This window comes from Streptomyces sp. NPDC004610 (genome assembly GCF_040609715.1).
GTDB lineage: Bacteria > Actinomycetota > Actinomycetes > Streptomycetales > Streptomycetaceae > Streptomyces.
This window is the reverse complement of record NZ_JBEXLA010000010.1, coordinates 196,048-218,483: the sequence shown is the minus strand read 5'-3', so window position 1 is coordinate 218,483 and position 22,436 is coordinate 196,048. Positions and strand designations below refer to the sequence as shown.

Sequence of the window (22,436 nt, the reverse complement as noted above, 5' to 3'; positions counted from 1 at the left end):
CGATCAGTTCTTTCCGAAGTCGTCGCCTCTGGTCATTGCTGGCCAGCGAGTTCGGGAGATAACTTCACCCTGCACCACCCGTCATGTACCTGCCCGGACGCCACCTGTGTCTGGGCCGGTCCCGTTTTCCGGATGATGTGGAGACCCCATGGCTCATCTGCCTTCCAGACGCCGGCTCGCGCTCGCCGTGCCCGTCGTACTGTCACTGACCGCCTCGCTCGGCTTCCTGCCGGCGACCGCGACGGCCGCCTCCCCCGTGGAGAGCGGTGTCCGGGCGACACAGGACGCGCCGAGCCTGGCGTACGTGGTGAACACCAGGACGGACCGGCGCACGATCGAGTCGGTGACGAAGGCGATCGTGGCGGCCGACGGCAGGGTCGTGGCCACCTACGCGAACATCGGGGTGATCGTTGTTCATTCGGCCAACCCGAACTTCGGTCCGGTGATGCGCGCGGTGCGCGGGGTGCAGTCGGCGGGCGCGACCCGTACCGCTCCCCTGGTCGCCGCGGGCACCACGGACCAGGGCGCGGCGGATTATCTGACCTCTGCCGAGGCGGCCGAGGTGAGAGCCGCCGCCACGCCCGGCAGCGAGCCCCTGGAGGCCGATCAGTGGGATCTGCGCGCGATCGGCGCGGACAAGGCGGCGAAGATCAACCCGGGTAGTTCGAAGGTCACGGTCGCGGTGATCGACACGGGCGTGGACGACACCCACCCGGACCTCGCCCCGAACTTCTCCGCGTCGCAGTCGGCGAACTGCGTCGGCGGGGTGGCCGACACCAGTGAGGGCGCCTGGCGGCCGTACACCGCCCAGGACTACCACGGCACCCATGTCGCCGGTGAGATAGCCGCCGCCCGCAACGGCATAGGCGTCGCCGGGGTGGCCCCTGGCGTCAAGGTGTCCAGCATCAAGGTGAGCGACCCGGACAACGGGCTGTTCTACCCGGAGAACGTTGTCTGCGCGTTCGTGTTCGCAGCCGATCACGGTGTCGAGATAACGAACAACAGCTACTACGTGGACCCGTGGCTCTACAACTGCATGGACGACCCGGACCAGAGGGCGATCGTCGACGCGGTGAACCGTGCGCAGCTGTACGCCCAGAAGAAGGGCACACTGCACCTGGCCTCGGCCGGCAACTCCAACCACGATCTGGCCTCGGACGCGATCCTGGACGACTCCAGCCCCGACGACTCCACGCCGGTCGAGCGGACGATCGACCCGAGCGAGTGCTTCGACGTGCCGACCCAGCTGCCGGGCGTCGTGACGGTCAGCGCGACGGGCGTGAAGAACATCAAGTCGTACTACTCCTCCTACGGTGAGAGGGTCGTCGACGTGGCGGCGCCGGGCGGCGACCGGATCTACCAGATCCCCGACACACCGTCCAAGAACGGCCGCATCCTGTCGACCATGCCGAACAACGCATACGGCTTCCTGCAAGGCACCTCGATGGCGGCGCCGCACGCGGCGGGCGTGGCCGCGCTGCTGAAGTCCGAGCACCCGAAGGCGTCCCCGGCGCAGCTCCAGCGGCTGCTGAAGGCCCAGGCGGACGACACGGCCTGCCCCGCGTCCTACGACCAGGACGGCGACGGTACGCAGGACGCGGTGTGCGAGGGCGGCAAGCACTCCAACGGCTTCTACGGCGCCGGAATCGTCAACGCGCTCCGCGCGGTGAGGTAGTACGCCCTTCGCGGCGCGGTTCCGTTGCCACGGGCCGCGCCGCGACCGCGGCCGACTGCGTCACCCACCTGCCCGAACAGCTCACCGAGGTCCGCTCCGCACGCGGACGAACTGGAGAGACTCTCATCATGACCGCGTCCCACTCGCGCCACCGCCGTGCCCTCGCGATCCCGGTCGGCATGGCCGTGGCCACCGCCGTGGCGTTCCTGCCGAACGTCAATGCCGCCGCCGCGGAGCCCGTCGCCGCGCCCGCCGCGGAGGGGCCCTCGCTCAGCTATGTCGTGAACGTGAGCCAGGGGCGCGGCTCCTCGGCCGCCGTGAAGAAGGCCATCGCCGCGGCCGGTGGCACGATCGTTCAGGCGTACGACCAGATCGGTGTGATCGTGGTTCACTCGGCGAACACCGAGTTCGCTCAAACGATCAGAAAGGTGCGGGGCGTACAGTCGGCCGGTTCGACGCGCACCGCGCCGCTGCCCGCGCAGTCGACCACGGACATGGGCACGCCGAAGGTGCTCACGGCGGAGGAGGTGGCCGCCGCCGACGCGGAGGCCGGCCAGGACCCGCTGCAACCGCTCCAGTGGAACCTGCCCGCCATCAAGGCGGACAAGGCCCACGAGAAGTCGCTCGGCAGCAGCAAGGTCACCGTCGCGGTGATCGACACGGGTGTGGACGACACGCACCCCGACATCGCCCCGAACTTCGACCGCGCGGCGTCCGTCAACTGTGTGACGGGCAAGCCGGACACCCGTGACGGGGCCTGGCGGCCGAACGCGGCGGAGAGCCCGCACGGCACCCATGTGGCCGGTGAGATCGCCGCGGCGAAGAACGGCGTCGGCATGACCGGTGTGGCGCCCGGAGTGAAGGTCTCGGGCATCAAGGTGTCCACGACCGCCGGGTTCTTCTACACCGAGGCCGTGGTGTGCGGCTTCGTGTGGGCCGCCGAGCATGGCGTCGATGTGACGAACAACAGCTATTACACCGACCCGTGGTACTTCAACTGCAAGAACGACCCGGACCAGAAGGCCCTGGTCGAAGCGATCACCCGGGCCTCGAAGTACGCGGAGAAGAAAGGCGCGGTGAACGTCGCCGCGGCCGGCAACGAGAACTACGACCTCGCGGCCGACGAGATCACCGACCCCGGCTCGCCGAACGACTCCACGCCGGGTGAGCGCGTGATCGATCCGTCCGAGTGTTACGACATACCGACCCAGTTGCCGGGCATCGTGACGGTCGCGGCGACCGGCGCCAAGGGACTGAAGTCGTCGTTCTCCAACCACGGCCGGGACGTCATCGACATCGCCGCGCCCGGCGGCGACTCGACGGCCTATCAGACCCCGGCGCCCCCGGCGACCAGCGGCCTGATCCTGGGCACCCTGCCCGGCGGCCGATGGGGCTACATGGCCGGTACGTCGATGGCGTCGCCGCATGTCGCGGGTGTCGCCGCGCTCATCAAGTCGACGCACCCGTACGCGCCGCCCGCCCTGGTCAAGGCCCTGCTGTACGCGCAGGCCGACGCCACGGCGTGCACGAACCCGTACGACATCAACGGCGACGGCAAGGTCGACGCGGTGTGCGAGGGGCCGAAGAACTACAACGGCTTCTACGGCTGGGGCACGGCGGACGCGCTGGACGCGGTGACGAAGTAACGGCGGCCTGAGCGGTGCCGTAGCCGTAGCCGTAGCCGTAGCCATGGTGGGCGCTTCGGGGGAGGCTGTTCAGGTGTCCACGGTGTGATCGGTGATCAAAGGCGCACGGAGGGGCCGGGCGGATGTTCGTTCGCTCGGGCCCTTCGTGCGCCCCGTTCTTGTTTCTTGGGTCCCTTGCCCGTACGACACGCCCGGCGCTCGGTCGGGGCGTGCCCGTCCCGCATAGTGCCCTTATGCATGAGACTTCGTACGCGTGGGCCGCATTGGGCGGTGATCCGGCCATGCTCGACCGGCTCGCCGTGATCGAACGATCAGGAACGCTCCCGGCACATCTGCCGGTCCGGGAGCTGGCGCGGGCCTGTGTGAGCGTGTGCGCACTGGCGGCGGCGGAGTTGGCGGCGCTTCGGGCGGGTGCGGGAGCAGAGGCAGCACTCGCGCGCGTGCCAGGGGTCCGGGTGGACGACGGGGCGGTGGCCGCCGCGTTCACCAGCGAGCGGCAGTTGCTGATCGACGGGCGAGCGCCGGTCTCGTTCGCGCCGCTGTCCCGGTTCTGGCCGGTGGCGGACGGCTGGGTCCGCACCCATGCCAACTATCCGCATCACCGGCGGCGGCTGCTGGACGCCCTCGCACTGCCCCAGGACGCCCCGGCCGAGGCGGTCGGTGAGGTGCTCTCGGGGCGGGCCGCCCTGGAGGTGGAGGAGACGGTCCAGGGCGCCGGGGGCCTCGCCGTCGCGCTGCGGACACCGCGGGAGTGGGCCGCGCACGAGCAGGCGGTTGCCGTGGCCGCCCGGCCTCTGGTGGAACGCGAGCGGCTCGGTGCCGCCGGGCCCGCGCGCGGGCCGGTGCCCTTGACGGGCTCCCCGCTGCTTCCGGCCGCCGGGCTGCGCGTGCTGGATCTGACCCGGGTCATCGCGGGCCCGGTCGCCACCCGGACGCTCGCCCTGCTGGGCGCGGACGTGCTGCGCCTGGACCCGCCCTGGCTGCCCGAACTCCCCGACCAGCACATCGACACGGGTTTCGGGAAACGCTCGGCGACGCTGGACCTGACGGCGGACCGGGACCGGTTCGAGGACCTGCTCGGCGCGGCGGACGTCGTCGTCACGGGCTATCGTCCGGGCGCACTGGACCGTCTGGGGCTGTCCGCGCGGGCGCTGGCCGAGCGGCGACCCGGCCTGGTCGTGGCGCAGTTGTCGGCGTGGGGTGCGTACGGGCCCTGGGGCGGCCGTCGGGGCTTCGACAGCCTCGTCCAGGTCGCCACCGGCATCGCGGCGATCGAGGGCACCTCCGAGCGGCCCGGCGCGCTTCCGGCGCAGGCCCTCGACCACGGCACGGGGTATCTGCTCGCGGCCGGTGTCCTGCGCGCGCTCACCGAACGGGCGAAGGACGGGGACGCGCGCGTGGTGCGGGTCGCCCTGGCGCGGACGGCCGAGTGGCTGAAGGACGGGGCACGCGCGCGGGGCCTGCAGAGGGCGGGGGTGACCTCGGACACGGCGGAACCCGCCCCGGACACGCCGGCCGGGGAGACGGACACGCCGGACCGCCGACGGAGCCTGTCCGGCGAGTTGTCGGGCGCACGGGGGGCCGCCGCCCATGGCGGGCCCGGACCATGGCTCGCCGAGCGGGACAGCCGGGTGGGGCGGCTGCGGTACGCGCTCCCGCCGGTGGCCTTCGACGGAGGGCCGACGGACTGGGCGACCGCCCCTGTGCCATGGGGCTCCGACACGCCCCGATGGTCATGAGTACGATGCCTGCCGGAATCGTACGTATGGCCGGAATGCGGTCCTGCCCGTCGCCCTCCGGGCCTTGCCCGGTTGTGCGCGACTGGTGATGATCTTGAGGTGACCTTGATACGACCGACCGCCGAGACCGCCGGTGACGGTGGCCCCGACGAGCGGCGCCCCGGAACGGGCCGGGCCGTCGCCGTGCTCGTCCTGGTGACGCTGGGCGCGCTGATACCGCTGCTGGGGCCCTCCGCCGCGCTCCACGGCACCGGGGAGGACCCGGCACCGGGTGTGGGTGGCATCGCCCTGCTGCGCACGCTGCTGTTCGCGGCGTTGTGCGTTCCGGTCGGTGAGCTGTTCGTGCAGCGGCTCGCCGGGCGGCTGCCGGGCGCCCCCGAGGCCCGCCCGCGCAGTTGGGCGCTGTACGCGGCCGGGGCGGGGTTCCTGGCCGCGCTGGGGCTGGCCTCGGTGGTCGCGACCGGGAACCTCGTGCCGGGCGACCTCGGCGAGATCGACGTCGGTGGCCTGTACGCGTCGCGGGACGGGAAGCTCGCCCTGCTGGAGATCAACGCGTTCGCGCTGGCGGGGCTTCTGGTGCTGTTCGGCAGCCCGCGCGCGCAGGTGTGGCCGCTGGCGGCGATCGCCGTGGCGGAGGCCCTGCGCGCGCATCCCACGGTCGAGCACAGCCCGCTGGTCGGATCGGCGCTGACGCTGGTCCATGTGACGTGCTCGGCGCTGTGGGTCGGCGGCCTGGTGTACGCGTTGCGGACGCTGCGCCTGTGGAGCGCGGGGTCCGCCAAGGGTGACGGTGCCGGTACCCGTACGAGTGCCGACGCCGCCTCGGGCGCCGCGCTGCTGGGGCTCTACGCGCGCGTGGCCGCCGTTCTGCTCGCGGCGACCACCGCGAGCGGCATCTGGAGCACCTTGCGGCGGATGCCGCCGGAGACGGTGGTCGAGCAGTTCACGGAGACGGCGTACGGGCGGGTGCTGCTCGCCAAGGTGCTGCTCGTGGTCGTCGTGTCCGCGCTGGCGCTGTCGGCGCGGAACCGGCTGCGCCGTGTGTCCGATCCACTGACGGCGTACGCGCCCGCGCGGGCGGAGGTGGTGGCGCTGGGGGTGGTCGTGGCGGTCTCGGGACTGCTGACGGCCCTGCCGGTGCCGATCCGCTGGTGAGCGGGCGCGCTGGTGACGGTGATGCTGATCGTTTGTCCGGGGAGTGATCGTGCACGGTTCGTCCGGTCGGTGGGGCGAACGGGCCCTACGCCTCGATTCGTACTGATCGTTCGCTCAATACGCCGCGTGTGAGCAGGAACTGCGCGGCGACGTAGGTGAGCATCACCCAGAAGTCCGGCCGGGGCGGTTGCGGCCACTCGGCGACGCCTGTGGCGATCAGCGTGTCGGAGAGCAGGAAGAGCGCGCCGCCGATTCCGGCGACCAGGCCGACGCGGGTGGCCGCGAGGTAGGCCATCGCCGTGAGCAGGGCGCTGTAGGCGGCCACCGGGATCCTGAGGTCGGTCGGCAGATCGGGCCAGAGCAGGGCGACGGTGCCGACGAGGGCGAGCGCATAGACGGGGGCGAGCAGGGCGGCACGCCCGCGGGAGGGTGACGAGGCCCGCCCCCTCGCCCTCGACCCGGCGGCCGACGTACCCGGCGTCCGGGCCGCGCTCCGCGCGGTGGAGCGGGTGCGGCGGAACAGCACGAGGTAGCACACGTGCCCGACGGCGAACGAGCCCATGCCGGCCAGGAAGGCGGGTTCGGCGTCGGAGAGGAGCAGGACGTCTCCGCCCCAGCCGCACAGCAGGGCGGCGATCAGCAGCCGGGACGCCCCGCGCAGGGCGGCCCAGGCCGCCAGCAGGGGCAACAGCAGCGGCTTGGCGGCCAGGTGCCCGGCGTCGTACCCGGCCAGCAGGGAGCCGAGGTCGGCGGCGACCGCGAGGCCGAACAGCGCCGGGACGAGCCACCCGAGGGCCGACCGGCCGGGGGTGGGGCGCGGGGGAAGCGGACCGGTGGCGGGCGGGGCGGAGGGCGTACGGGTCCGGTCCATCACACGACCACGGTCTCTTCGGTGGCCTTGCCTGCCTTCTCGGCGGTGCCCTTGCCGGCCCTCTTGGCGACGTTCCCGCCGTCGCTCTGCCCGGCGTTGTCCCTGGCGGTTCTGTCGGAGTCCCTGTCAGCGTTCTCGTCGGCGTTCTTGTCGGCGTTCTTGTCGGCCTCTGCGCGGTGGTCCGCCGGTTGCCAGCCCGGACTGCGGAAGACGCGGCCGGCGCGTTCGCGCCAGTCGGCGGCCGTCTTCAGGTCCCTGGCGATGGCGATGTACTCGTGTGTGGCGACCTTGAGCGGGTTGTAGGTGTGGATGTTCTTGGTGAGGCCGTAGACGGGGCGTTCGGTCTCGGCGATGAACGAACCGAACAAACGGTCCCAGACGATCAGGATGCCGCCGAAGTTACGGTCGAGATAGCCGCCCTGGGAGGCGTGGTGGACGCGGTGGTGGGAGGGCGTGTTGAAGACGTACTCGAACCATCGCGGCATCCGGTCGATCCGCTCGGTGTGGATCCAGAACTGGTAGACCAGGTTGACCGAGGAACAGAACGCCAGCGCGGCCGGATGAACACCCGCGGCGATCAGCGGAACGTAGAACGGCCAGACCGTCAGCGACGTCCAGGGCTGGCGCAGGGCGGTGGTGAGGTTGAACTTCTCGCTGGAGTGGTGGACCACATGGCAGGCCCACAGGACGCGGATGACGTGATGGCCCCGGTGGGACCAGTAGTAGAAGAAGTCCTGGGCGAGCAGCATCAGTGGGATCGTCCACCAGAGCACGGGAACGCGCAGCGGGGTCAGTTCGTGGACCGCCGTGTAGATCGCGACGATCGGGATCTTCCACAGAAGGTCGAAGGCCAGGCTGCCGAGGCCCATGGTGACGCTGGTGGCGGCGTCCTTGGCCGCGTAGCCGGCGGCGTCCTCGTCGGGGTGGACGCGCACGCTGATCATTTCGATCACGGTGAGCAGGACGAAGGCCGGGATCGACCACAGCACGACATCGGGCAGGTTCGGCATGCAGGCACGGTAGGACGGCCGGTCGGCCGCGACTAGACGTTGTTACCGACAAGTATTACCGGCGGTACGGCCGGAATTGTTGGCGGTCTCCGCCAATGGACCGCCCGCTCTGGTCCGCCGTGCACCCGCGCCGGGACCGTCGCGCACTCGCCCCGGACCGCCCCGGACCGCTCCAGACCGCCCGGGCCTCGACCAGGAACGGTCACCCGACCGCGACGAGTGGGGCGGGGCGGGCGCGTGGATCAAGCAGGGCAAGTGGGGGGTGATCGATCACCGGGATACGTGATCGAACGATCAGATCCGCGCCGTTCCACCAGGAACGATCGCTCATACCCCCGTCGCCCCCAGCAGCGTCCCGGCCGCATAGGTGACGCCCATCGCGAGGATGCCGCCCGCGACGTTCCGCAGCGCCGCCCGCCGGGGGTCGGCGGAGCCGAGGCGGGCGCTGCTCCAGCCGGTGAGGACCAGGGCGGCCAGCACCGAGACCACGGTGACCGGCAGCCGCCGGTCGGCCGGGGGCAGCACCATCGCCAGCAGCGGCAGCAGCGCGCCCACGGTGAAGGACAGGAAGCTCGCCCAGGCGGCGTGCCACGGGTTGGTCAGCTGATCGGGATCGATGCCCAGCTCGACGCTGGCGTGCGCCTTGAGCGCGTCACGCCGGGTCAGCTGGACGGCGGCCTCGCGGGCCACTTCCCGGGACAGGCCACGGCCCTGGAGCAGTTCGGTCAGCTCCTCCAGTTCGGCTTCCGGCTGCTCGCGGAGTTCGCGCTTCTCCAGGGCGATGGCGGCCAGTTCGGAGTCGCGCTGGGTGGACACCGAGACGTACTCCCCCGCCGCCATGGACATCGATCCGGCGAGCAGTCCGGCCAGACCGGCGGTCAGCAGGGCCGAGCGGTCGCCGGTGGCGCCCGCCACGCCGACGACGATGCCGGCCGTGGACACGATCCCGTCGTTGGCGCCGAGCACCGCCGCCCGCAGCCAGTTGAGCCGCTCTCCGAGCGCGCCTCCATGGGCCTCGTCGTGCGTTGGTTGTGTCACACCGCGAGGATCGCACCCGGGGCACGCGCACGCGCGTACCGACTCGTGCACGCCGGAGGCGACCGGGCGCGTCCGAGGGAATGTCACTGGTCAGCCCCGGCGGGAGCACCTGAAGACGAACTTCCGTATGTGGACGCGGCCTTGAGGGGGCGTCCCGCGCGCGGGTGCCGGTTCCGGTGCCGCGCGGGGCGGGTTCACGGGGCGACTCGACGCACTGTCAGTCCGGGCCCGTATCCTCAGTGACCATGCTCGAAGACCTTACGACGGCGGGGTCCTTGCCTCTGCCGTGGCCGACCGCCTATCCGACGGGGTACGCGGTCGTCGACGTGGAGACGACCGGACTGGCCCGCGACGACCGGATCATCTCGGCGGCCGTCTACCGGCTGGACGCGCGCGGTGAGGTCGAGGACCACTGGTACACGCTGGTCAATCCGGAGCGTGATCCGGGACCGGTGTGGATCCACGGTCTGACGACCGACCAGCTCGATTCGGCGCCGCTCTTCCAGGACATCGCCGAGGAGTTCGGGCGGCGGCTCGCGGACCGGGTGCTGGTGGCGCACAACGCCGTCTTCGACTGGCAGATGATCGCGCGGGAGTACGTGCGCGTGGAGAGCCGCCCGCCGGTGCGTCAGCGGCTGTGCACGATCGCTCTGTCCAAGACGCTCGCGCTGCCGCTGCCCAATCACAAACTGGAGTCCCTCGCGGCGCACTTCGGTGTGGTCCAGCGGCGGGCGCACCACGCGCTGGACGACGCCCGGGTACTGGCCGAGGCGTTCCGGCCGAGTCTGCGCTCGGCGGCCGAGGGCGGGCTGCGGCTGCCGTTGCAGGAGTGCCGTCCGCTGACCGAGTGGTCGGACGGGTCGGCGCCGCGCATCGGGCAGCAGGCGGGCGGCTCGGGCTCCGGGTACGGCGGGTACGGCGGCTCCGGGAGTTACCGGCCGGGCACCTGGCGGCCGGCGCGGAAGCGGCCCGCGTGCCCGCATCCGAACCCGGGGCGGTACGAGGACGGCGGGCGGCTCAAGCAGGGCATGCGGGTGGCGTTCTCCGGGGACACCTCCGTCGAGCGCGAGATGCTGGAGGACCGGGCGATCGAGGCCGGGATGCATGTGGCGACCAGCCTCTCCCGGCTGACGAGCCTGCTGGTCACCAATGACCCGGACTCGGGTACGTCGAAGGTGGTCAAGGCGCGGCAGTACGGGACGCCGGTGGTCGACGAGGCGGCCTTCGGCCAGTTGCTGCTGGACGTGGAGCCGGCGTCGGAGGGGTGACCGTACGGACGGGTGATTGTGCGCGACTCGCCCGGCCGCCGCTCGCCCGTGCCCGGCGGACCGCTCACCCTGTGGCGCATGGCGACATGTGAGGTATGCGGCAATCACTACGGAATGACCTTCGAGGTGCACGCGCAGGGCGCGGTGCATGTCTTCGACTGCTTCTCCTGTGCGATCCATCGCATGGCACCGATCTGCGAGCACTGCCGGGTGCAGATCATCGGGCAGGGGGTGGAGGTCGACGGCCACTGGTTCTGCGGTGCGCACTGCGCCCGCGCGGAGGGAAGGACGGGCATTGTCGACCGGGTCTGATCGAACGATCGACATGCAGGGAAACGCATCTGAGAACACATCCGAGCACGCGCACGCACACGCACACGCCTGAAGCGAACGATCGTCTTCGCCTTTCGGCAGGCCATCAGGCCATCACCGGCTGAGCGAACAGCCATCCAGAGAACGGTCGACGATCACCCGTCCACGTTCGAACAATCACCTGTCCAGGTTCGACGATCGCCCGATCGCCCGTTCTCGTTCTCGTTACCCGTTCTCGTTCTCGTTCTCGTTCTCGTTCGACGATCACGTGTGAGCGTCCGGTCGGCATCCCGGTATCCCCCTCGGCGCAGGCCCCACCCCACCTCCCACCCCCGCGCACGGCGTGCCGCGCGCCGAGAGGTACGGTCGTGGGGTGTACCGCTTCCTGTTGTCCCGGCAGTGGATTCTGCTGACCCTGCTCTCCGTCGCGCTCATCCCGACGATGATCGAGCTGGGCTTCTGGCAGATGCACCGCTACGAGGAGCGCACCGCCCGCAACGACCTGGTCGCCGACGCGCTCGGCGCCCCGGCGGTGCCGGTGGAGGAGCTGACGTCCCCCGGGCACACGGTCACGACCGGCGAGCGGTACCGCACGGTGACCGCCCGCGGGCATTTCGACACCGAGCGGCAGGTCGTCGTCAGACGGCGGGTCAACGCCGACGAGGAGGTCGGCTTCCACGTCCTCACGCCGTTCGTGCTGGCGGACGGCAAGGTGATGCTGGTCAACCGGGGCTGGATCCCGGCCGACGGTCCCAGCCAGACCGCGTTCCCCGAGGTGCCCACGCCGCCGGACGGCGAGATCACGGTCACCGGGCGGCTGATGCCCGACGAGACGACCGAGGCGAGCGGGATCAAGAACCTGGAGGGGCTTCCCGACCGGCAGATCATGCTGGTCAGCAGCGCGCGGGAGGCCGACCGGCTCGACGCCGAGGTGCTCGGCGGCTATGTCGTCCAGACCACGCCCGCGCCCGAAGGCAGCACACCGCAGCTGATCGGAAAGCCCGGCAACGAGGACGCCGCGCTCAACTACGCGTACGCCATCCAGTGGTGGCTGTTCGCCGCCGCGGTGCCGGTGGGCTGGGTGATCCTGGTGCGCCGGGAGGCCCGCGACAAGAAGGACCCGGCGGACGTGGAGCGGACGCAGGACCCGCAACCGGCCGCGGTCTAACACCGCGACACGCCGAGCGGCGGCCGTTTCCCGGGCACCCCTGGGGTGCAGCACAGGCGACACGCCCACCAGCGCCCGCCCGCTCCCCCGGGTACCCCTCAGTACCCGCACCGAACGGCGCCTCTTCCCCCGGGGCCCCTCCGACACACCCACGGCCTCGCCTCGCCACCGCCCCGTACACATGTCCCACCCCGTCCCTGTCACCCGCCCGGCCCTCATCCCCGATTGCCGACTCCCCCGTACGGGAACCCGGAAGCCGTGCACCCGTCCAACGACACCCGCGCGCGTGGGCAGGCCGCCGGTGACCCGGGCCCCGTCAACCGCATCGAGGACTACGCCCTGATCGGCGACGAGCAGACCGCCGCCCTGGTGGGCGTGGACGGCTCCGTCGACTGGCTGTGCCTGCCCCGTTTCGACTCGGCCGCCTGCTTCGCGAAGCTCCTCGGCGACGAGGACAACGGCCACTGGCGCATCGCCCCCGTACGGGCCACCGGGCGCTGCGCCCGGCGCGCCTACCGCCCCGGCACGCTCGTCCTGGACACCGACTGGGAGACCGACGACGGGGCGGTGCGGGTCACCGACCTGATGCCGCAGCGCGACCGGGCCCCCGACCTCGTACGTGTCGTGGAAGGGCTGCGCGGGCGGGTCACGGTCCGCAGCACGCTGCGGATCAGGTTCGATTACGGATCGATCGTTCCGTGGATGCGCAAGTCCGACGGCCACCGGGTGGCGACCGCGGGCCCGGACTCGGTGTGGCTGCGCAGCGAGCCGCCGGTGCACACCTGGGGCGAGGACTTCGGAACGCACTCGGAGTTCACGATCGGACCGGGTGAGCGGGTCGCGTTCGTGCTGACCTGGCACCCCTCGCACGAGCCCCGCCCGCCGCTCACCAACCCGTTCCAGGCGCTGCGCACCAGTGTGGACGACTGGCACGCGTGGACCGCGCGGTGCACGTACCAGGGGCCGCATCGGGAGGCCGTGCTGCGTTCGCTGATCACGCTCAAGGCGCTCACGTACAAGCCGACCGGGGGCGTGGTGGCGGCGCCCACGACGTCGCTGCCGGAGGATCCGGGCGGGGTGCGCAACTGGGACTACCGGTACTGCTGGCTGCGCGACTCCACGCTCACCCTCGGCGCGCTGCTCGCCGTCGGCTACCAGGAGGAGGCCGAGGCGTGGCGTGACTGGCTGCTGCGGGCCATGGCCGGCGATCCGGCGGATCTGCAGATCATGTACGGCCTGGCGGGCGAGCGGCGGCTGCCGGAGCTGGAGGTGCCGTGGCTGGCCGGGTTCGCCGGTTCGTCGCCGGTGCGGATCGGCAACGAGGCCGTGCGCCAGCTCCAGCTGGATGTGTACGGCGAGGTCATGGACTCCCTGGAGCTGGCCCGGCGCGAGGGGCTGGCCGTACGGCCCGACATGTGGGCGCTTCAGCGGGCGCTCATGGAGTGGCTGAGCGAGCGGTGGCGGCAGCCGGACGAGGGACTGTGGGAGGTGCGCGGCGAGCGGCGGCACTTCGTGCACTCCAAGGTGATGGTGTGGGTGGCCGCCGACCGCGCGGTGCGGGCGTTGGAGGCCCAGCCCGAGCTGGGCGGCGATCTGGACGCCTGGCGGGCGATGCGCCATGAGGTGCACCGCGAGGTGTGCGAGCGCGGATTCGATCCGGTACGGAACACGTTCACGCAGTACTACGGCTCCCAGGAGCTGGACGCCTCGGTGCTGCTCATCCCGCGCGTGGGCTTTCTCTCACCGCGCGACCCGCGCGTGATCGGCACCGTGGACGCGATCCGCGCGGAGCTGGATCACGGCGGGCTGCTGCGCCGGTACACCGCCGAGGAGAGCAATGTGGACGGCCTGCCGGGGCGCGAGGGAGCGTTTCTGGTCTGTTCGTTCTGGCTCGTGGACGCGCTCCATATGACCGGTCGAACACGGGAGGCACGCGCGTTGTTCGAACGACTGGTATCGCTCACCAATGACGTCGGTCTGCTGTCCGAGGAGTGCGATCCGGACACGGGCCGTCATCTGGGCAACTTCCCGCAGGCGTTCAGTCATATCGGGCTGGTGAACTCCGCGCTCGCGCTCTTTGGGAGCGGCGGGGCACCATAGGGGCCATGGATCTTGGACTGAAGGACCGGGTGTACATCGTCACCGGGGCGACGCGCGGGCTGGGCAACGCGGTGGCGCGCGAGCTGGTCGCGGACGGCGCGAAGGTGGTCGTGACGGGCCGCGACGAGCGGACCGTGGCCGAGGCGGCACGCGCGCTGGGGCCGAACGCGGCCGGGGTCGCCGCCGACAACGCCGACCCGGGCGCGGCGGAGCGGCTGATCGCCACCGCGCGGGAGCGGTTCGGCGGTCTGGACGGGGTTCTGGTCAGCGTCGGCGGGCCGCCCGCGGGGTTCGTGGCGGACACCACCGACGAGCAGTGGCGGGCGGCGTTCGACTCGGTGTTCCTGGGTGCGGTGCGGCTGGCCCGCGCGGCGGCCGGCGAGCTGACGGAGGGGGGCGTGATCGGGTTCGTTCTGTCGTCGTCGGTGTATGAACCGATCCCGGGGCTGACCGTTTCCAACGGGCTGCGGCCGGGGCTGGCCGGGTTCGCCAAGGGGCTGGCCGACGAACTCGGGCCGCGCGGTGTCCGGGTGGTCGGGCTGGTGCCGGGGCGGATCGACACCGACCGGGTGCGCGAGCTGGACGGGCTGTCCGCCGACCCGGTGGCGACCCGCACGGCGCACGAGGCGCGGATCCCCCTGCGGCGATACGGGACAGCACAGGAGTTCGGTCGCGCCGGAGCGTTTCTGCTGTCCCCCGCCGCGTCCTATGTGACCGGCGTGATGCTCAGTGTCGACGGGGGCGCGCTGCACGGGTTCTGATCCGGGCGGCGCGTCAATTCACCCGTTCCGCGCGGTGCTTGACCGCGTTGAGGCGGACCTCCGCCGGAAGGGCGGCCAGGCCCGCCGAGTCGCGCGCGTGGGCCAGTGCCCCGGCCGACAGCTGGTGCAGCGCCGTGCCGGGATCCACATGGGGCTCCAGCAGCAGCCTTACGCGGGCCTGCGGGGCCGTTCGGCGGCCCTTGAGGTGGACGTGGGCGGTGTCCACGCCGTCGAGGTCGGCGGCCTCGGAGGCGAGCGCCTGTTCCAGCGCGCGGCCCCGCAGCAGGGCGCCCTCGCCGTCGCCGGTGTCGACCAGCACCTCGCCGAGCCGGCGGCGGCGCAGGAGCGCGGTGAGCCACCACAGGGCCAGCAGCACCAGCACGGCCAGGACGGCGATGACGACCGGCCACCACCAGTCGTCCGCCCGCCAGCGGGTGCGCCGGGCGTCGCTGAGCAGGACGTCGTCGGGACCGTCGTAGATCCACCAGGACGGGGGTTTCACCCCGAGGCCGATGGCGAGGACGGAGCCGCCGAACACCAGCAGTACGAGGCCGAGGAGGCCGAGCAGGATCCGGTTGACGGTTCTGAGCACCGCGGTCACCCCTTCCGGCCGGGACGGCGGACATGGACGGCGAGCGAGGGCGGCCGGGACAGGCCGAGCCCCTGGATCGCGTCGGCGAGCACCCTGTCGAGATCGGTCCGTACGTCGTCCAGCGGGCGGAAATGGGACACCGCGCGGACATCGGCGCGTCTGCGGCGCATCCGGACCCGTACGGACTGCACGCCGGACACCTCCATGGCGCGGTCGCGCAGGGCGAGCGCGGCGGCGTCGCGGCGCAGGCCCGCGCGGACGTCGGGGTGGACGCGGCGCATGGGGAGCACCGCGCGCAGGCCGGGTGTCAGGGCGAGCACGATCAGCCACAGGCCCAGCGCGGCGGCGATGCCCGCCCCGGTGAGCACCCAGGTGTCGTCCAGGGGGCGTTCGGCGAGTTGCCGGGCCAGGTCGCGCCGCCAGCTCATGGCGGGGCGTCCGGCGCGGACGGCGGCGATGTCGTAGAGGAAGAGCCCGGCGAGGCCGAGGAGGAGCAGGGCGACGATCGCGGCGGGGACACGCCGCGCGGACCAGAAGCGGCGCTGGTCGCCGCTGTCGCCGGTGCCGTCGAGCACGGGGGGCGGGTCGTAGGCGGCGGCCGAGGAGGACTGGTCCAGCCCGTGCCCGCGCGCGGGAGCGCCGTTGTCGCCGGGACCGGTGTCCTTGTCCAGGACCGGCAGCCGCCGGGTGGTGCTCTCGGGCTCCTGGGACTCGCTCATCGCGTCCTCCCCTGTGCGCCGCGTCCCGTCGGCGGATGCAGCCGCTCCACCTCGACGGCGACCTCCGGGACCTCCATGCCCACCAACGCGCCTACCCGCTCGGCGACATGGCGACGCACCGCGCGGCAGCGGGCGCCGATGTCGACGGGGTAGCCCAGTTCGAGGTACAGACGGATGTGGGCGGCCTCCGCGGGCGCCTGTCCCGGGCCCTGGGCCTGCGGCCGGATCACGACGGTGGCGTGCGGGGGCACCGCGTCCTCGGGCAGCGGGCCGACCGCCTCGCGCGCCGCCTGCGCGGCGACCTTCGCGACGACCCGGTCGGCGATCCGGGTGGCCCCGCGCTCCCCGGCAGGAACGACCGGGTCCCCGTCCGGCGCGCCGGGCCCGCCGCCGTCACGGGAGCCGTGATTCCCACGGGCCCCCTGGGCGCCATCCGGGTCATAGGGAGCGGGGTTGTCGGGGTCATGGGGCGGTGCGCCCGCCCCGGTGCCGCCCGACCGCCCGGTCCCGGTCCCACCGGTCACCGATGTCACCGCCGGCGGTTGTCACGCGTACGGAAGAAGTCGCCCAGCTCCAGGTCGCCCTCCAGGAACCGGCCGGCCACGAAGCCGATGGCGCCCAAGGCCGCCACCAGCAGAAAGGCTCCGAAGCCGCCGAAGTACCCGGCGAACCCCAGCGCCATCCCCGCGATCATTCCGACCACGGCCATGCTCATCCTGTGCTCCCCTCAGCGGTGCGGTTGTCCGGTTCCCGGCGGGTCACTGGATCCGGGGCTCCGGCTCCTCGTCCTCCTCGTCGGGCAGCTTCACATCACTGACCGCGATGTTCACCTCGACCACTTCCAGGCCGGTCATCCGCTCGACCGCGGCCACCACGTTCTCTCGCACATCCCGGGCCACATCGGAGATCGACACGCCGTAGTCGACCACGATCTCCAGGTCCAGGGCGGTCTGTACCTCGCCCACCTCGGCCTTGACCCCGCGGGTGACCGATTTCGAGCCACCGGGCACCCGGTCACGCACGGCGCCGAAGGTGCGGCTCAGACCGCTGCCCATGGCGTGCACACCGAGGACGTCCCGCGCGGCGAGTCCGGCGATCTTCTCCACGACCCCGTCGGCGATGGTGGTCCGCCCTCGGGTCGCCGGGTCCCCGCCGCCGCGCCGGGTGGTCTTGCGTGTCTGTACGGGCGTGTCGGTGTCGCTGTCGGCACCCTGCGTCCGGTTCCGGTCCGTCGTGTCCGTCATCGCCGTACATCCCTTTCGATCGTTCCGATCGTTCGATCGTCGTCCCTTCGACCACCGTAAGCGGCGTTGCGGGGTTGCGCGCCGGGAATGCGGCAGGCTGGAGCAATGACGGAGCAGTGGGCGCGGGTGGTACGACAGCAAGTGGGGCTCGGCAGGCTGCTGCCGCTGGGCGGCGCGCGGGACGGCGCCTGGATCACGGAGGACGCGGCGGCGGGCGTGTTGCGGCGGGCGGTGCGGGAGGTACCGGGTGTACGGCTCGGCGCGCTGCGGATCGCCCCGGCCGGACCGGGCAGCGCCCAGCCGGTCGTACCGCCCCCGCCGAGCGCGTTGCCGCCGGGCCCGCTGCGGGTGACGGCCGATTTCTCCGCCGTCGCCGGCCTCCCGGCCACGGCGGCCGAGCCACTGCCGACGATCGCCGCCCGGCTGCGCGGCGCCCTGGGCGAGGCGGCGGCGCGACAGCTCGGGCTGACGGTCTCCGAGGTGGATCTCCGGGTGACGGGGCTCCTGCACGACGAGGAGCCCGGAGAGGGCAGCGGCGGCCCGGACGTGTCGCCCTCCGTACCGCCGTCGGGGTCACGGGCCGTGGGCGAAGGACGGGAGGAGCCGCCGTCCCCCGGTACGGAGACCACCGACGAGGAGCGGGCCGCGACCGCCGCGCTGGCCGTCCCGGGCGTCACCCGGCTGACCGGAAGGCCCGGCGGCGGCCTCGGCCGTGCGGTCCGGATCGATCGCACCACCGCTGATCGACCTGATCGACCTGATCAATCTGATCGAGCTGATCGAACGAACATCGGCGCCACGGCCGCCATCCGTCCCCATGTCCGGGTGGAGATCGCCGTCGACACGGCGCACCGGACCGTGGAGGTGGCCCGGAAGGTGCGTACGGCGGTGGGGCGGGCGGTACCGGGGCGTCCGTCGGTGGCGGTGCTGGTGACCGCCGTCGGCTGAAGAGGTGGCCGGGGACGCCGGGCCTACTCCCCCAGCCCCGCCAGGTCCCGCAGCCGACGGGCCTGGGCCTGGCGTTCGGCGGTGCGCTGGTCCTCGTACGAGCGGTGCTGGGCGCCCTGGAGGAGGGCCTTGGTCTCGATGACGGCGTCGCGGGGGGCGGCCAGCAGGGCGGCCGTGAGGTCCTGGACGGCGGCTTCGAGCTGGTCGGCGGGGACGGCGAGGTTGGCGAGGCCGGTCCGTTCGGCCTCGGGGGCCTGGACGAAGCGCCCGGTCACGCAGATCTCCAGGGCACGCGCGTAGCCGACGAGGCCGACCAGGGGGTGGGTGCCGGTGAGGTCGGGGACCAGGCCGAGGCCGGTCTCGCGCATGGCGAACTGCACATCGTCCGCGACCACGCGCAGATCACAGGCGAGGGCGAGCTGGAAGCCCGCGCCGATGGCGTGTCCCTGGACGGCGGCGACGGAGATCAGGTCGCTGCGCCGCCACCAGGTGAACGCGTCCTGGTACGCGGCGATGGCGGCGTCCAGTTCGGCGTCGGTGCCGCGCGCGAGGTCGGGGAACGACGGCTCGCCGTCGAAGCCCTCGGGCGTGAACGCCTGCCGGTCGAGCCCGGCCGAGAAGGACTTGCCCTCGGCGCGCAGCACGACCACACGGACGGTGCCCGGCAGCGCCCGCCCGGCCTCGGTCAGCGCGCGCCACAGAGCGGGGCTCTGCGCATTGCGCTTGGCCGGGTTGGTGAGCGTCACCGTGGCGATCGGGCCGTCCACGGTGAGCCGTACGCCGTCCTGATCGAGAACCGGGCCGTTGTTGTCGTCACGAACCGGGCCGTGGTCGCTACGGACCGGACCGGTGTCGTCACCAACCGGAGCGCTGTCGTCACGGATCCGGCCCCTGGTGTCGTGGGCCGGATCGATCGTGTCGTGAACCGGATCGGTGGAGCCGTGAACCGGATCGATCGTGTCCTGAACCGGGTCGGTGGCCGGTGCGGTCACCGGATCGGCGGCCGGGTCGGGCGAAGCCATGGGGCGCCTCCGAGGGGTGCGGTCAGCGGGAGTGCCGTACCGGGGCACTCGTAAGTGACTGCACAGTAACCACCCGGCCGATCGCCCGACCGACCGGGTGTCCGCCATCGGAGCCGATGGACCGCCCGGGTCCGGGCCTACGGGGCCTTCTTGCCCCGTGTAGCCCCGCCACGCCCACGGAGCGTGACGCCCGACTCGCTCAGCATCCGGTGCACAAAGCCATACGAGCGGCCGGTCTCCTCGGCCAACGCCCGGATGCTCGCACCGGCGTCGTACTTCTTCTTCAGGTCTGCCGCGAGCTTGTCGCGCGCGGCGCCGGTTACCCGGCTGCCCTTCTTCAGAGTCTCGGCCACCCGTGCCTCCTCATGGGAAGTGCGCTCTGGTCCCCTCATGATCACCCCTCCGGGGCTTCATGGCCACCCATTCGGCAAGGTCCGTGCGACAGCGTGGTGACGACAGGAGCACATCCCCACAACCGGAATCGTCGATTCCGAGAGGTGCGGTCCTCGCCCTTGATCGGGTTCTGCGATGAAGGTCCAGGTCAGCAGTGCACAACGGCGGAGCCCCGGTAGGCACGGGGCTCCGCCGTGAAGTGGATGTAGGACACACCCCGGTACGAGGAGATCTCACACAGATGGTGGATCACCGATGGGCCGAATGATCCATACCCTGTGGATCATCCATTCGATCAAGCCAGGGCGACGAGATCCGCGTAGTCGGCGCCCCACAGGTCCTCGACGCCGTCCGGCAGCAGGATGATCCGCTCCGGCTGGAGCGCCTCGACGGCGCCCTCGTCGTGGGTGACCAGGACGACCGCGCCCTTGTAGGTGCGCAGCGCGCCGAGGATCTCCTCGCGGCTGGCCGGGTCGAGGTTGTTGGTGGGCTCGTCGAGCAGCAGGACGTTCGCCGAGGACACCACCAGGGTGGCGAGGGCGAGACGGGTCTTCTCGCCGCCGGAGAGCACCCGCGCGGGCTTGTCGACGTCGTCGCCGGAGAACAGGAACGAGCCGAGCACCTTGCGGACCTCGACCAGATCCATGTCCGGGGCGGCCGAGCGCATGTTCTCCAGCACCGTGCGGTCCGCGTCGAGGGTCTCGTGCTCCTGCGCGTAGTAGCCGAGCTTGAGGCCGTGGCCGGGGACGACCCCGCCCGTGTCCGGCTGCTCGACGCCCGCGAGAAGCCGCAGCAGGGTGGTCTTGCCCGCGCCGTTGAGGCCGAGGATCACGACCCGGGAGCCCCTGTCGATGGCCAGGTCGACATCGGTGAAGATCTCCAGCGAGCCGTACGACTTCGACAGGCCCTCCGCCATCAGCGGCGTCCGGCCGCACGGGGACGGCTCGGGGAAGCGGAGCTTGGCGACCTTGTCGGACTGGCGGACGTCGTCCAGACCGGCCAGGAGCTTCTCGGCGCGGCGGGCCATGTTCTGCGCGGCGACGGTCTTGGTGGCCTTGGCGCGCATCTTGTCGGCCTGCGCGTTGAGCGCGGCGGCCTTCTTCTCGGCGTTCTGCCGCTCGCGCCTGCGGCGCTTCTCGTCGGCCTCGCGCTGCTGCTGGTAGAGCCGCCAGCCCATGTTGTAGATGTCGATGGCCGAGCGGTTGGCGTCCAGGTAGAACACCTTGTTGACGACCGTCTCGACCAGGTCGACATCGTGCGAGATCACGATGAAGCCGCCCCGGTAGGTCCGCAGATAGTCGCGCAGCCAGACGATCGAGTCGGCGTCCAGGTGGTTCGTCGGCTCGTCCAGGAGCAGCGTGTCGGCGTCCGAGAACAGGATCCGGGCCAGCTCGATACGGCGCCGCTGACCGCCGGAGAGGGTGTGCAGGGGCTGGCCGAGCACCCGGTCGGGGAGGTTCAGCGCGGCGGCGATGGTGGCGGCCTCCGCCTCGGCCGCGTACCCGCCCTTGGTGAGGAACTCGGTCTCCTGGCGCTCGTACTGCCGCAGGGCCTTCTCGCGGGTGGCGCCCTGGCCGCCCGCGATGCGCTGTTCGTTGTCGCGCATCTTGCGGATCAGTACGTCCAGGCCGCGCGCGGAGAGGACGCGGTCGCGGGCGAGCATGTCCAGATCGCCCGTGCGCGGGTCCTGGGGGAGGTAGCCGACCTCGCCGGAGCGGGTGACCGTGCCCCCGGCGGGCATGCCCTCGCCGGCCAGGACCTTGGTGAGGGTGGTCTTCCCGGCGCCGTTGCGCCCGACGAGACCGATGCGGTCGCCCTTGGCGACCCGGAAGGAGGCGTTCTCGATGAGAATGCGGGCACCGGCGCGCAGCTCGATACCGGAAGCGGAGATCACGGACAGACTCCAGGGCGGATGGGTGGCGGACGGACGGGATCTAGCGGACGCACCCGCCGACTAGTGCGCGAGGAGAATGGCCATGGGGCCAGTCTAACGGGACCGTGCAACCAGTTTTTCCGACTTGACGGGTCCGGGCGTCCGCTCCGGTGCCCGATTGCCCAGCGGGGTGCGGCCCGGGACGATCCGGCCGAGGTCGTCCACCGCGATGAGCTGCGCGGTCCAGGCGTCCCGCGCGCACGGCTGGGCGACCAGCAGCGCGCCCGCGTGACCAACGGCACGCCGGGGATCGAACGAGCACCCCTTGCCGGCCGGCAGCACCCAGCGCAGATCCCCGTCGGTGAGGCGGTAGGCGGCGATCCGGTCGGGGGTGATCACCCCGAGCATCCCGTGCGGCAGTTCGCGCAGCACGCCCGTCCCGCCGTACTCGGGGAGCCAGTCGCCGGCGGCGGGCAGCGCGCGGTGCCAGCGGACCGAACGGCCGTCCGTGGCGGTGGCGGTGACCAGTCCGTCGTCCCAGAGCGTGATCGCCTCCCCGCGCGCGGGGAGCACCTCCAGCGGACGGCTGCCCACGCGCGCGTGGCGCCAGCGCACGGCGCCGGTCCGCGGGTCGTACGCCTCCACCGCGGACTCGCGGATCGCCGCGGCGCGCACCGGGAGCACCTGCCCGCGCGCGTGGACGGTGAGCCGGTCGCCGTAGGGGAGGGGTCGGGCGTGGTGGGCCGCGGCGAACAGGGGGGCGGCGAGGAGGACGGCCAGGGCAGCGGGGAGCAGGCGACGGGCGGTCACGGGCCGGGGACGGCGTCCCGGGGGCCCGGACTGTCGTACGGCCACGCGCGTGCCCTTCTCGGGGGTCCGGCCTGGGGGTGACACAGGGGTCC

The 22,436-nt window shown here is 72.2% G+C and carries 22 protein-coding genes; 10 read left to right on the top strand and 12 right to left on the bottom strand.

Annotated elements, in window-relative coordinates; translation table 11 throughout:
* Positions 1-148: 148 nt before the first annotated feature.
* The 4 genes from ABZX40_RS14095 to ABZX40_RS14080 all read left to right on the top strand — a co-directional run bounded on the left by ABZX40_RS14095 (position 149) and on the right by ABZX40_RS14080 (position 6,215).
* Positions 149-1,675 carry a S8 family serine peptidase gene (locus ABZX40_RS14095; protein WP_355735218.1) on the top strand — a complete coding sequence of 509 codons (1,527 nt, stop codon included), beginning with the start codon at positions 149-151 and terminating at the stop codon, positions 1,673-1,675.
* 128 nt (positions 1,676-1,803) lie between these two features.
* Positions 1,804-3,321 carry a S8 family serine peptidase gene (locus tag ABZX40_RS14090; protein ID WP_355735216.1) on the top strand — a complete coding sequence of 506 codons (1,518 nt, stop codon included), beginning with the start codon at positions 1,804-1,806 and terminating at the stop codon, positions 3,319-3,321.
* Positions 3,322-3,554: 233 nt separating this feature from the next.
* Positions 3,555-5,060, top strand: a complete 1,506-nt coding sequence (locus ABZX40_RS14085) for a CoA transferase (RefSeq protein WP_355735213.1) — start codon at positions 3,555-3,557, stop codon at positions 5,058-5,060.
* Positions 5,061-5,165: 105 nt separating this feature from the next.
* The gene (locus ABZX40_RS14080; RefSeq protein ID WP_355735345.1) at positions 5,166-6,215 is read left to right on the top strand and encodes a CopD family protein; all 1,050 of its coding nucleotides are present in this window, start codon (positions 5,166-5,168) and stop codon (positions 6,213-6,215) included.
* A gap of 85 nt (positions 6,216-6,300) precedes the next feature.
* Here the strand turns inward: ABZX40_RS14080 and ABZX40_RS14075 are convergent, their stop codons facing one another.
* The 3 genes from ABZX40_RS14075 to ABZX40_RS14065 form a co-directional block, all read right to left on the bottom strand.
* Entirely contained in the window at positions 6,301-7,089 is a 789-nt protein-coding gene (locus tag ABZX40_RS14075) for a lysoplasmalogenase (protein ID WP_355735211.1), read from the bottom strand.
* Positions 7,086-8,096, bottom strand: coding sequence for a sterol desaturase family protein (locus ABZX40_RS14070; protein WP_355735208.1), 1,011 nt, complete (start codon positions 8,094-8,096; stop codon positions 7,086-7,088). Before ABZX40_RS14070 ends, ABZX40_RS14075 begins: the two co-directional genes overlap by 4 nt.
* Before the next feature lie 327 nt (positions 8,097-8,423).
* Entirely contained in the window at positions 8,424-9,134 is a 711-nt protein-coding gene (locus ABZX40_RS14065) for a VIT family protein (protein WP_355735205.1), read from the bottom strand.
* A 245-nt stretch (positions 9,135-9,379) separates the two neighbouring features.
* Between ABZX40_RS14065 and ABZX40_RS14060 the strand changes: the two genes are divergently transcribed.
* From ABZX40_RS14060 to ABZX40_RS14040, 5 genes are all read left to right on the top strand, one after another.
* Complete coding sequence (locus ABZX40_RS14060; RefSeq protein ID WP_355735202.1) at positions 9,380-10,402, top strand: DEDDh family exonuclease; 1,023 nt, start codon at positions 9,380-9,382, stop codon at positions 10,400-10,402.
* 78 nt (positions 10,403-10,480) lie between these two features.
* Positions 10,481-10,714: a hypothetical protein gene (locus ABZX40_RS14055; protein ID WP_355735199.1), complete on the top strand. Its 234-nt coding sequence runs from the start codon at positions 10,481-10,483 to the stop codon at positions 10,712-10,714.
* Positions 10,715-11,087: 373 nt separating this feature from the next.
* Positions 11,088-11,882, top strand: a complete 795-nt coding sequence (locus ABZX40_RS14050) for an SURF1 family protein (protein ID WP_355735196.1) — start codon at positions 11,088-11,090, stop codon at positions 11,880-11,882.
* A 324-nt stretch (positions 11,883-12,206) separates the two neighbouring features.
* The gene (locus ABZX40_RS14045; RefSeq protein WP_355735342.1) at positions 12,207-13,982 is read left to right on the top strand and encodes a glycoside hydrolase family 15 protein; all 1,776 of its coding nucleotides are present in this window, start codon (positions 12,207-12,209) and stop codon (positions 13,980-13,982) included.
* Between the two features lie 5 nt (positions 13,983-13,987).
* Entirely contained in the window at positions 13,988-14,743 is a 756-nt protein-coding gene (locus ABZX40_RS14040; protein WP_355735193.1) for an SDR family oxidoreductase, read from the top strand.
* A 13-nt stretch (positions 14,744-14,756) separates the two neighbouring features.
* Here ABZX40_RS14040 and amaP read toward each other — a convergent pair whose 3' ends face one another.
* From amaP to ABZX40_RS14015, 5 genes are read right to left on the bottom strand one after another with little or no spacing between them, the layout of a single operon-like run.
* Positions 14,757-15,344 carry an alkaline shock response membrane anchor protein AmaP gene (gene amaP, locus ABZX40_RS14035; protein WP_355735190.1) on the bottom strand — a complete coding sequence of 196 codons (588 nt, stop codon included), beginning with the start codon at positions 15,342-15,344 and terminating at the stop codon, positions 14,757-14,759.
* Complete coding sequence (locus ABZX40_RS14030; protein WP_355735187.1) at positions 15,341-16,054, bottom strand: DUF6286 domain-containing protein; 714 nt, start codon at positions 16,052-16,054, stop codon at positions 15,341-15,343. Before ABZX40_RS14030 ends, amaP begins: the two co-directional genes overlap by 4 nt.
* Entirely contained in the window at positions 16,051-16,578 is a 528-nt protein-coding gene (locus ABZX40_RS14025) for an Asp23/Gls24 family envelope stress response protein (RefSeq protein WP_355735184.1), read from the bottom strand. Before ABZX40_RS14025 ends, ABZX40_RS14030 begins: the two co-directional genes overlap by 4 nt.
* Positions 16,579-16,583: 5 nt before the next feature.
* Entirely contained in the window at positions 16,584-16,769 is a 186-nt protein-coding gene (locus ABZX40_RS14020; protein WP_355735182.1) for a hypothetical protein, read from the bottom strand.
* A 43-nt stretch (positions 16,770-16,812) separates the two neighbouring features.
* Positions 16,813-17,298: an Asp23/Gls24 family envelope stress response protein gene (locus ABZX40_RS14015; protein ID WP_355735179.1), complete on the bottom strand. Its 486-nt coding sequence runs from the start codon at positions 17,296-17,298 to the stop codon at positions 16,813-16,815.
* Between the two features lie 105 nt (positions 17,299-17,403).
* Between ABZX40_RS14015 and ABZX40_RS14010 the strand changes: the two genes are divergently transcribed.
* Entirely contained in the window at positions 17,404-18,246 is an 843-nt protein-coding gene (locus ABZX40_RS14010) for a nucleopolyhedrovirus P10 family protein (RefSeq protein WP_355735177.1), read from the top strand.
* 23 nt (positions 18,247-18,269) lie between these two features.
* Here ABZX40_RS14010 and ABZX40_RS14005 read toward each other — a convergent pair whose 3' ends face one another.
* The 4 genes from ABZX40_RS14005 to ABZX40_RS13990 form a co-directional block, all read right to left on the bottom strand.
* Positions 18,270-19,013 (bottom strand): enoyl-CoA hydratase/isomerase family protein, encoded by a 744-nt coding sequence (locus ABZX40_RS14005; RefSeq protein WP_355735340.1) that lies wholly within the window; start codon positions 19,011-19,013, stop codon positions 18,270-18,272.
* A gap of 392 nt (positions 19,014-19,405) precedes the next feature.
* Positions 19,406-19,621 (bottom strand): helix-turn-helix domain-containing protein, encoded by a 216-nt coding sequence (locus tag ABZX40_RS14000; RefSeq protein WP_355735174.1) that lies wholly within the window; start codon positions 19,619-19,621, stop codon positions 19,406-19,408.
* Between the two features lie 335 nt (positions 19,622-19,956).
* Positions 19,957-21,555, bottom strand: coding sequence for an ABC-F family ATP-binding cassette domain-containing protein (locus tag ABZX40_RS13995; protein ID WP_355735171.1), 1,599 nt, complete (start codon positions 21,553-21,555; stop codon positions 19,957-19,959).
* Positions 21,556-21,648: 93 nt separating this feature from the next.
* On the bottom strand, positions 21,649-22,344 hold the full coding sequence (locus ABZX40_RS13990) for a hypothetical protein (RefSeq protein ID WP_355735168.1): 696 nt from the start codon (positions 22,342-22,344) through the stop codon (positions 21,649-21,651).
* Positions 22,345-22,436: the final 92 nt, after the last annotated feature.

Excerpts from the sequence above, each read along its gene's own strand:
- ABZX40_RS14030 (WP_355735187.1), bottom strand. The coding sequence starts at position 16,054 with ATGAGCGAGTCCCAGGAGCCCGAGAGCACCACCCGGCGGCTGCCGGTC.
- ABZX40_RS14020 (WP_355735182.1), bottom strand. The coding sequence starts at position 16,769 with ATGAGCATGGCCGTGGTCGGAATGATCGCGGGGATGGCGCTGGGGTTC.
- ABZX40_RS14015 (WP_355735179.1), bottom strand. The coding sequence starts at position 17,298 with ATGACGGACACGACGGACCGGAACCGGACGCAGGGTGCCGACAGCGAC.
- ABZX40_RS14055 (WP_355735199.1), top strand. The coding sequence starts at position 10,481 with ATGGCGACATGTGAGGTATGCGGCAATCACTACGGAATGACCTTCGAG.
- ABZX40_RS14090 (WP_355735216.1), top strand. The coding sequence starts at position 1,804 with ATGACCGCGTCCCACTCGCGCCACCGCCGTGCCCTCGCGATCCCGGTC.
- ABZX40_RS14070 (WP_355735208.1), bottom strand. The coding sequence starts at position 8,096 with ATGCCGAACCTGCCCGATGTCGTGCTGTGGTCGATCCCGGCCTTCGTC.
- ABZX40_RS14085 (WP_355735213.1), top strand. The coding sequence starts at position 3,555 with ATGCATGAGACTTCGTACGCGTGGGCCGCATTGGGCGGTGATCCGGCC.
- ABZX40_RS14095 (WP_355735218.1), top strand. The coding sequence starts at position 149 with ATGGCTCATCTGCCTTCCAGACGCCGGCTCGCGCTCGCCGTGCCCGTC.
- ABZX40_RS14010 (WP_355735177.1), top strand. The coding sequence starts at position 17,404 with ATGACGGAGCAGTGGGCGCGGGTGGTACGACAGCAAGTGGGGCTCGGC.
- ABZX40_RS14040 (WP_355735193.1), top strand. The coding sequence starts at position 13,988 with ATGGATCTTGGACTGAAGGACCGGGTGTACATCGTCACCGGGGCGACG.
- ABZX40_RS14060 (WP_355735202.1), top strand. The coding sequence starts at position 9,380 with ATGCTCGAAGACCTTACGACGGCGGGGTCCTTGCCTCTGCCGTGGCCG.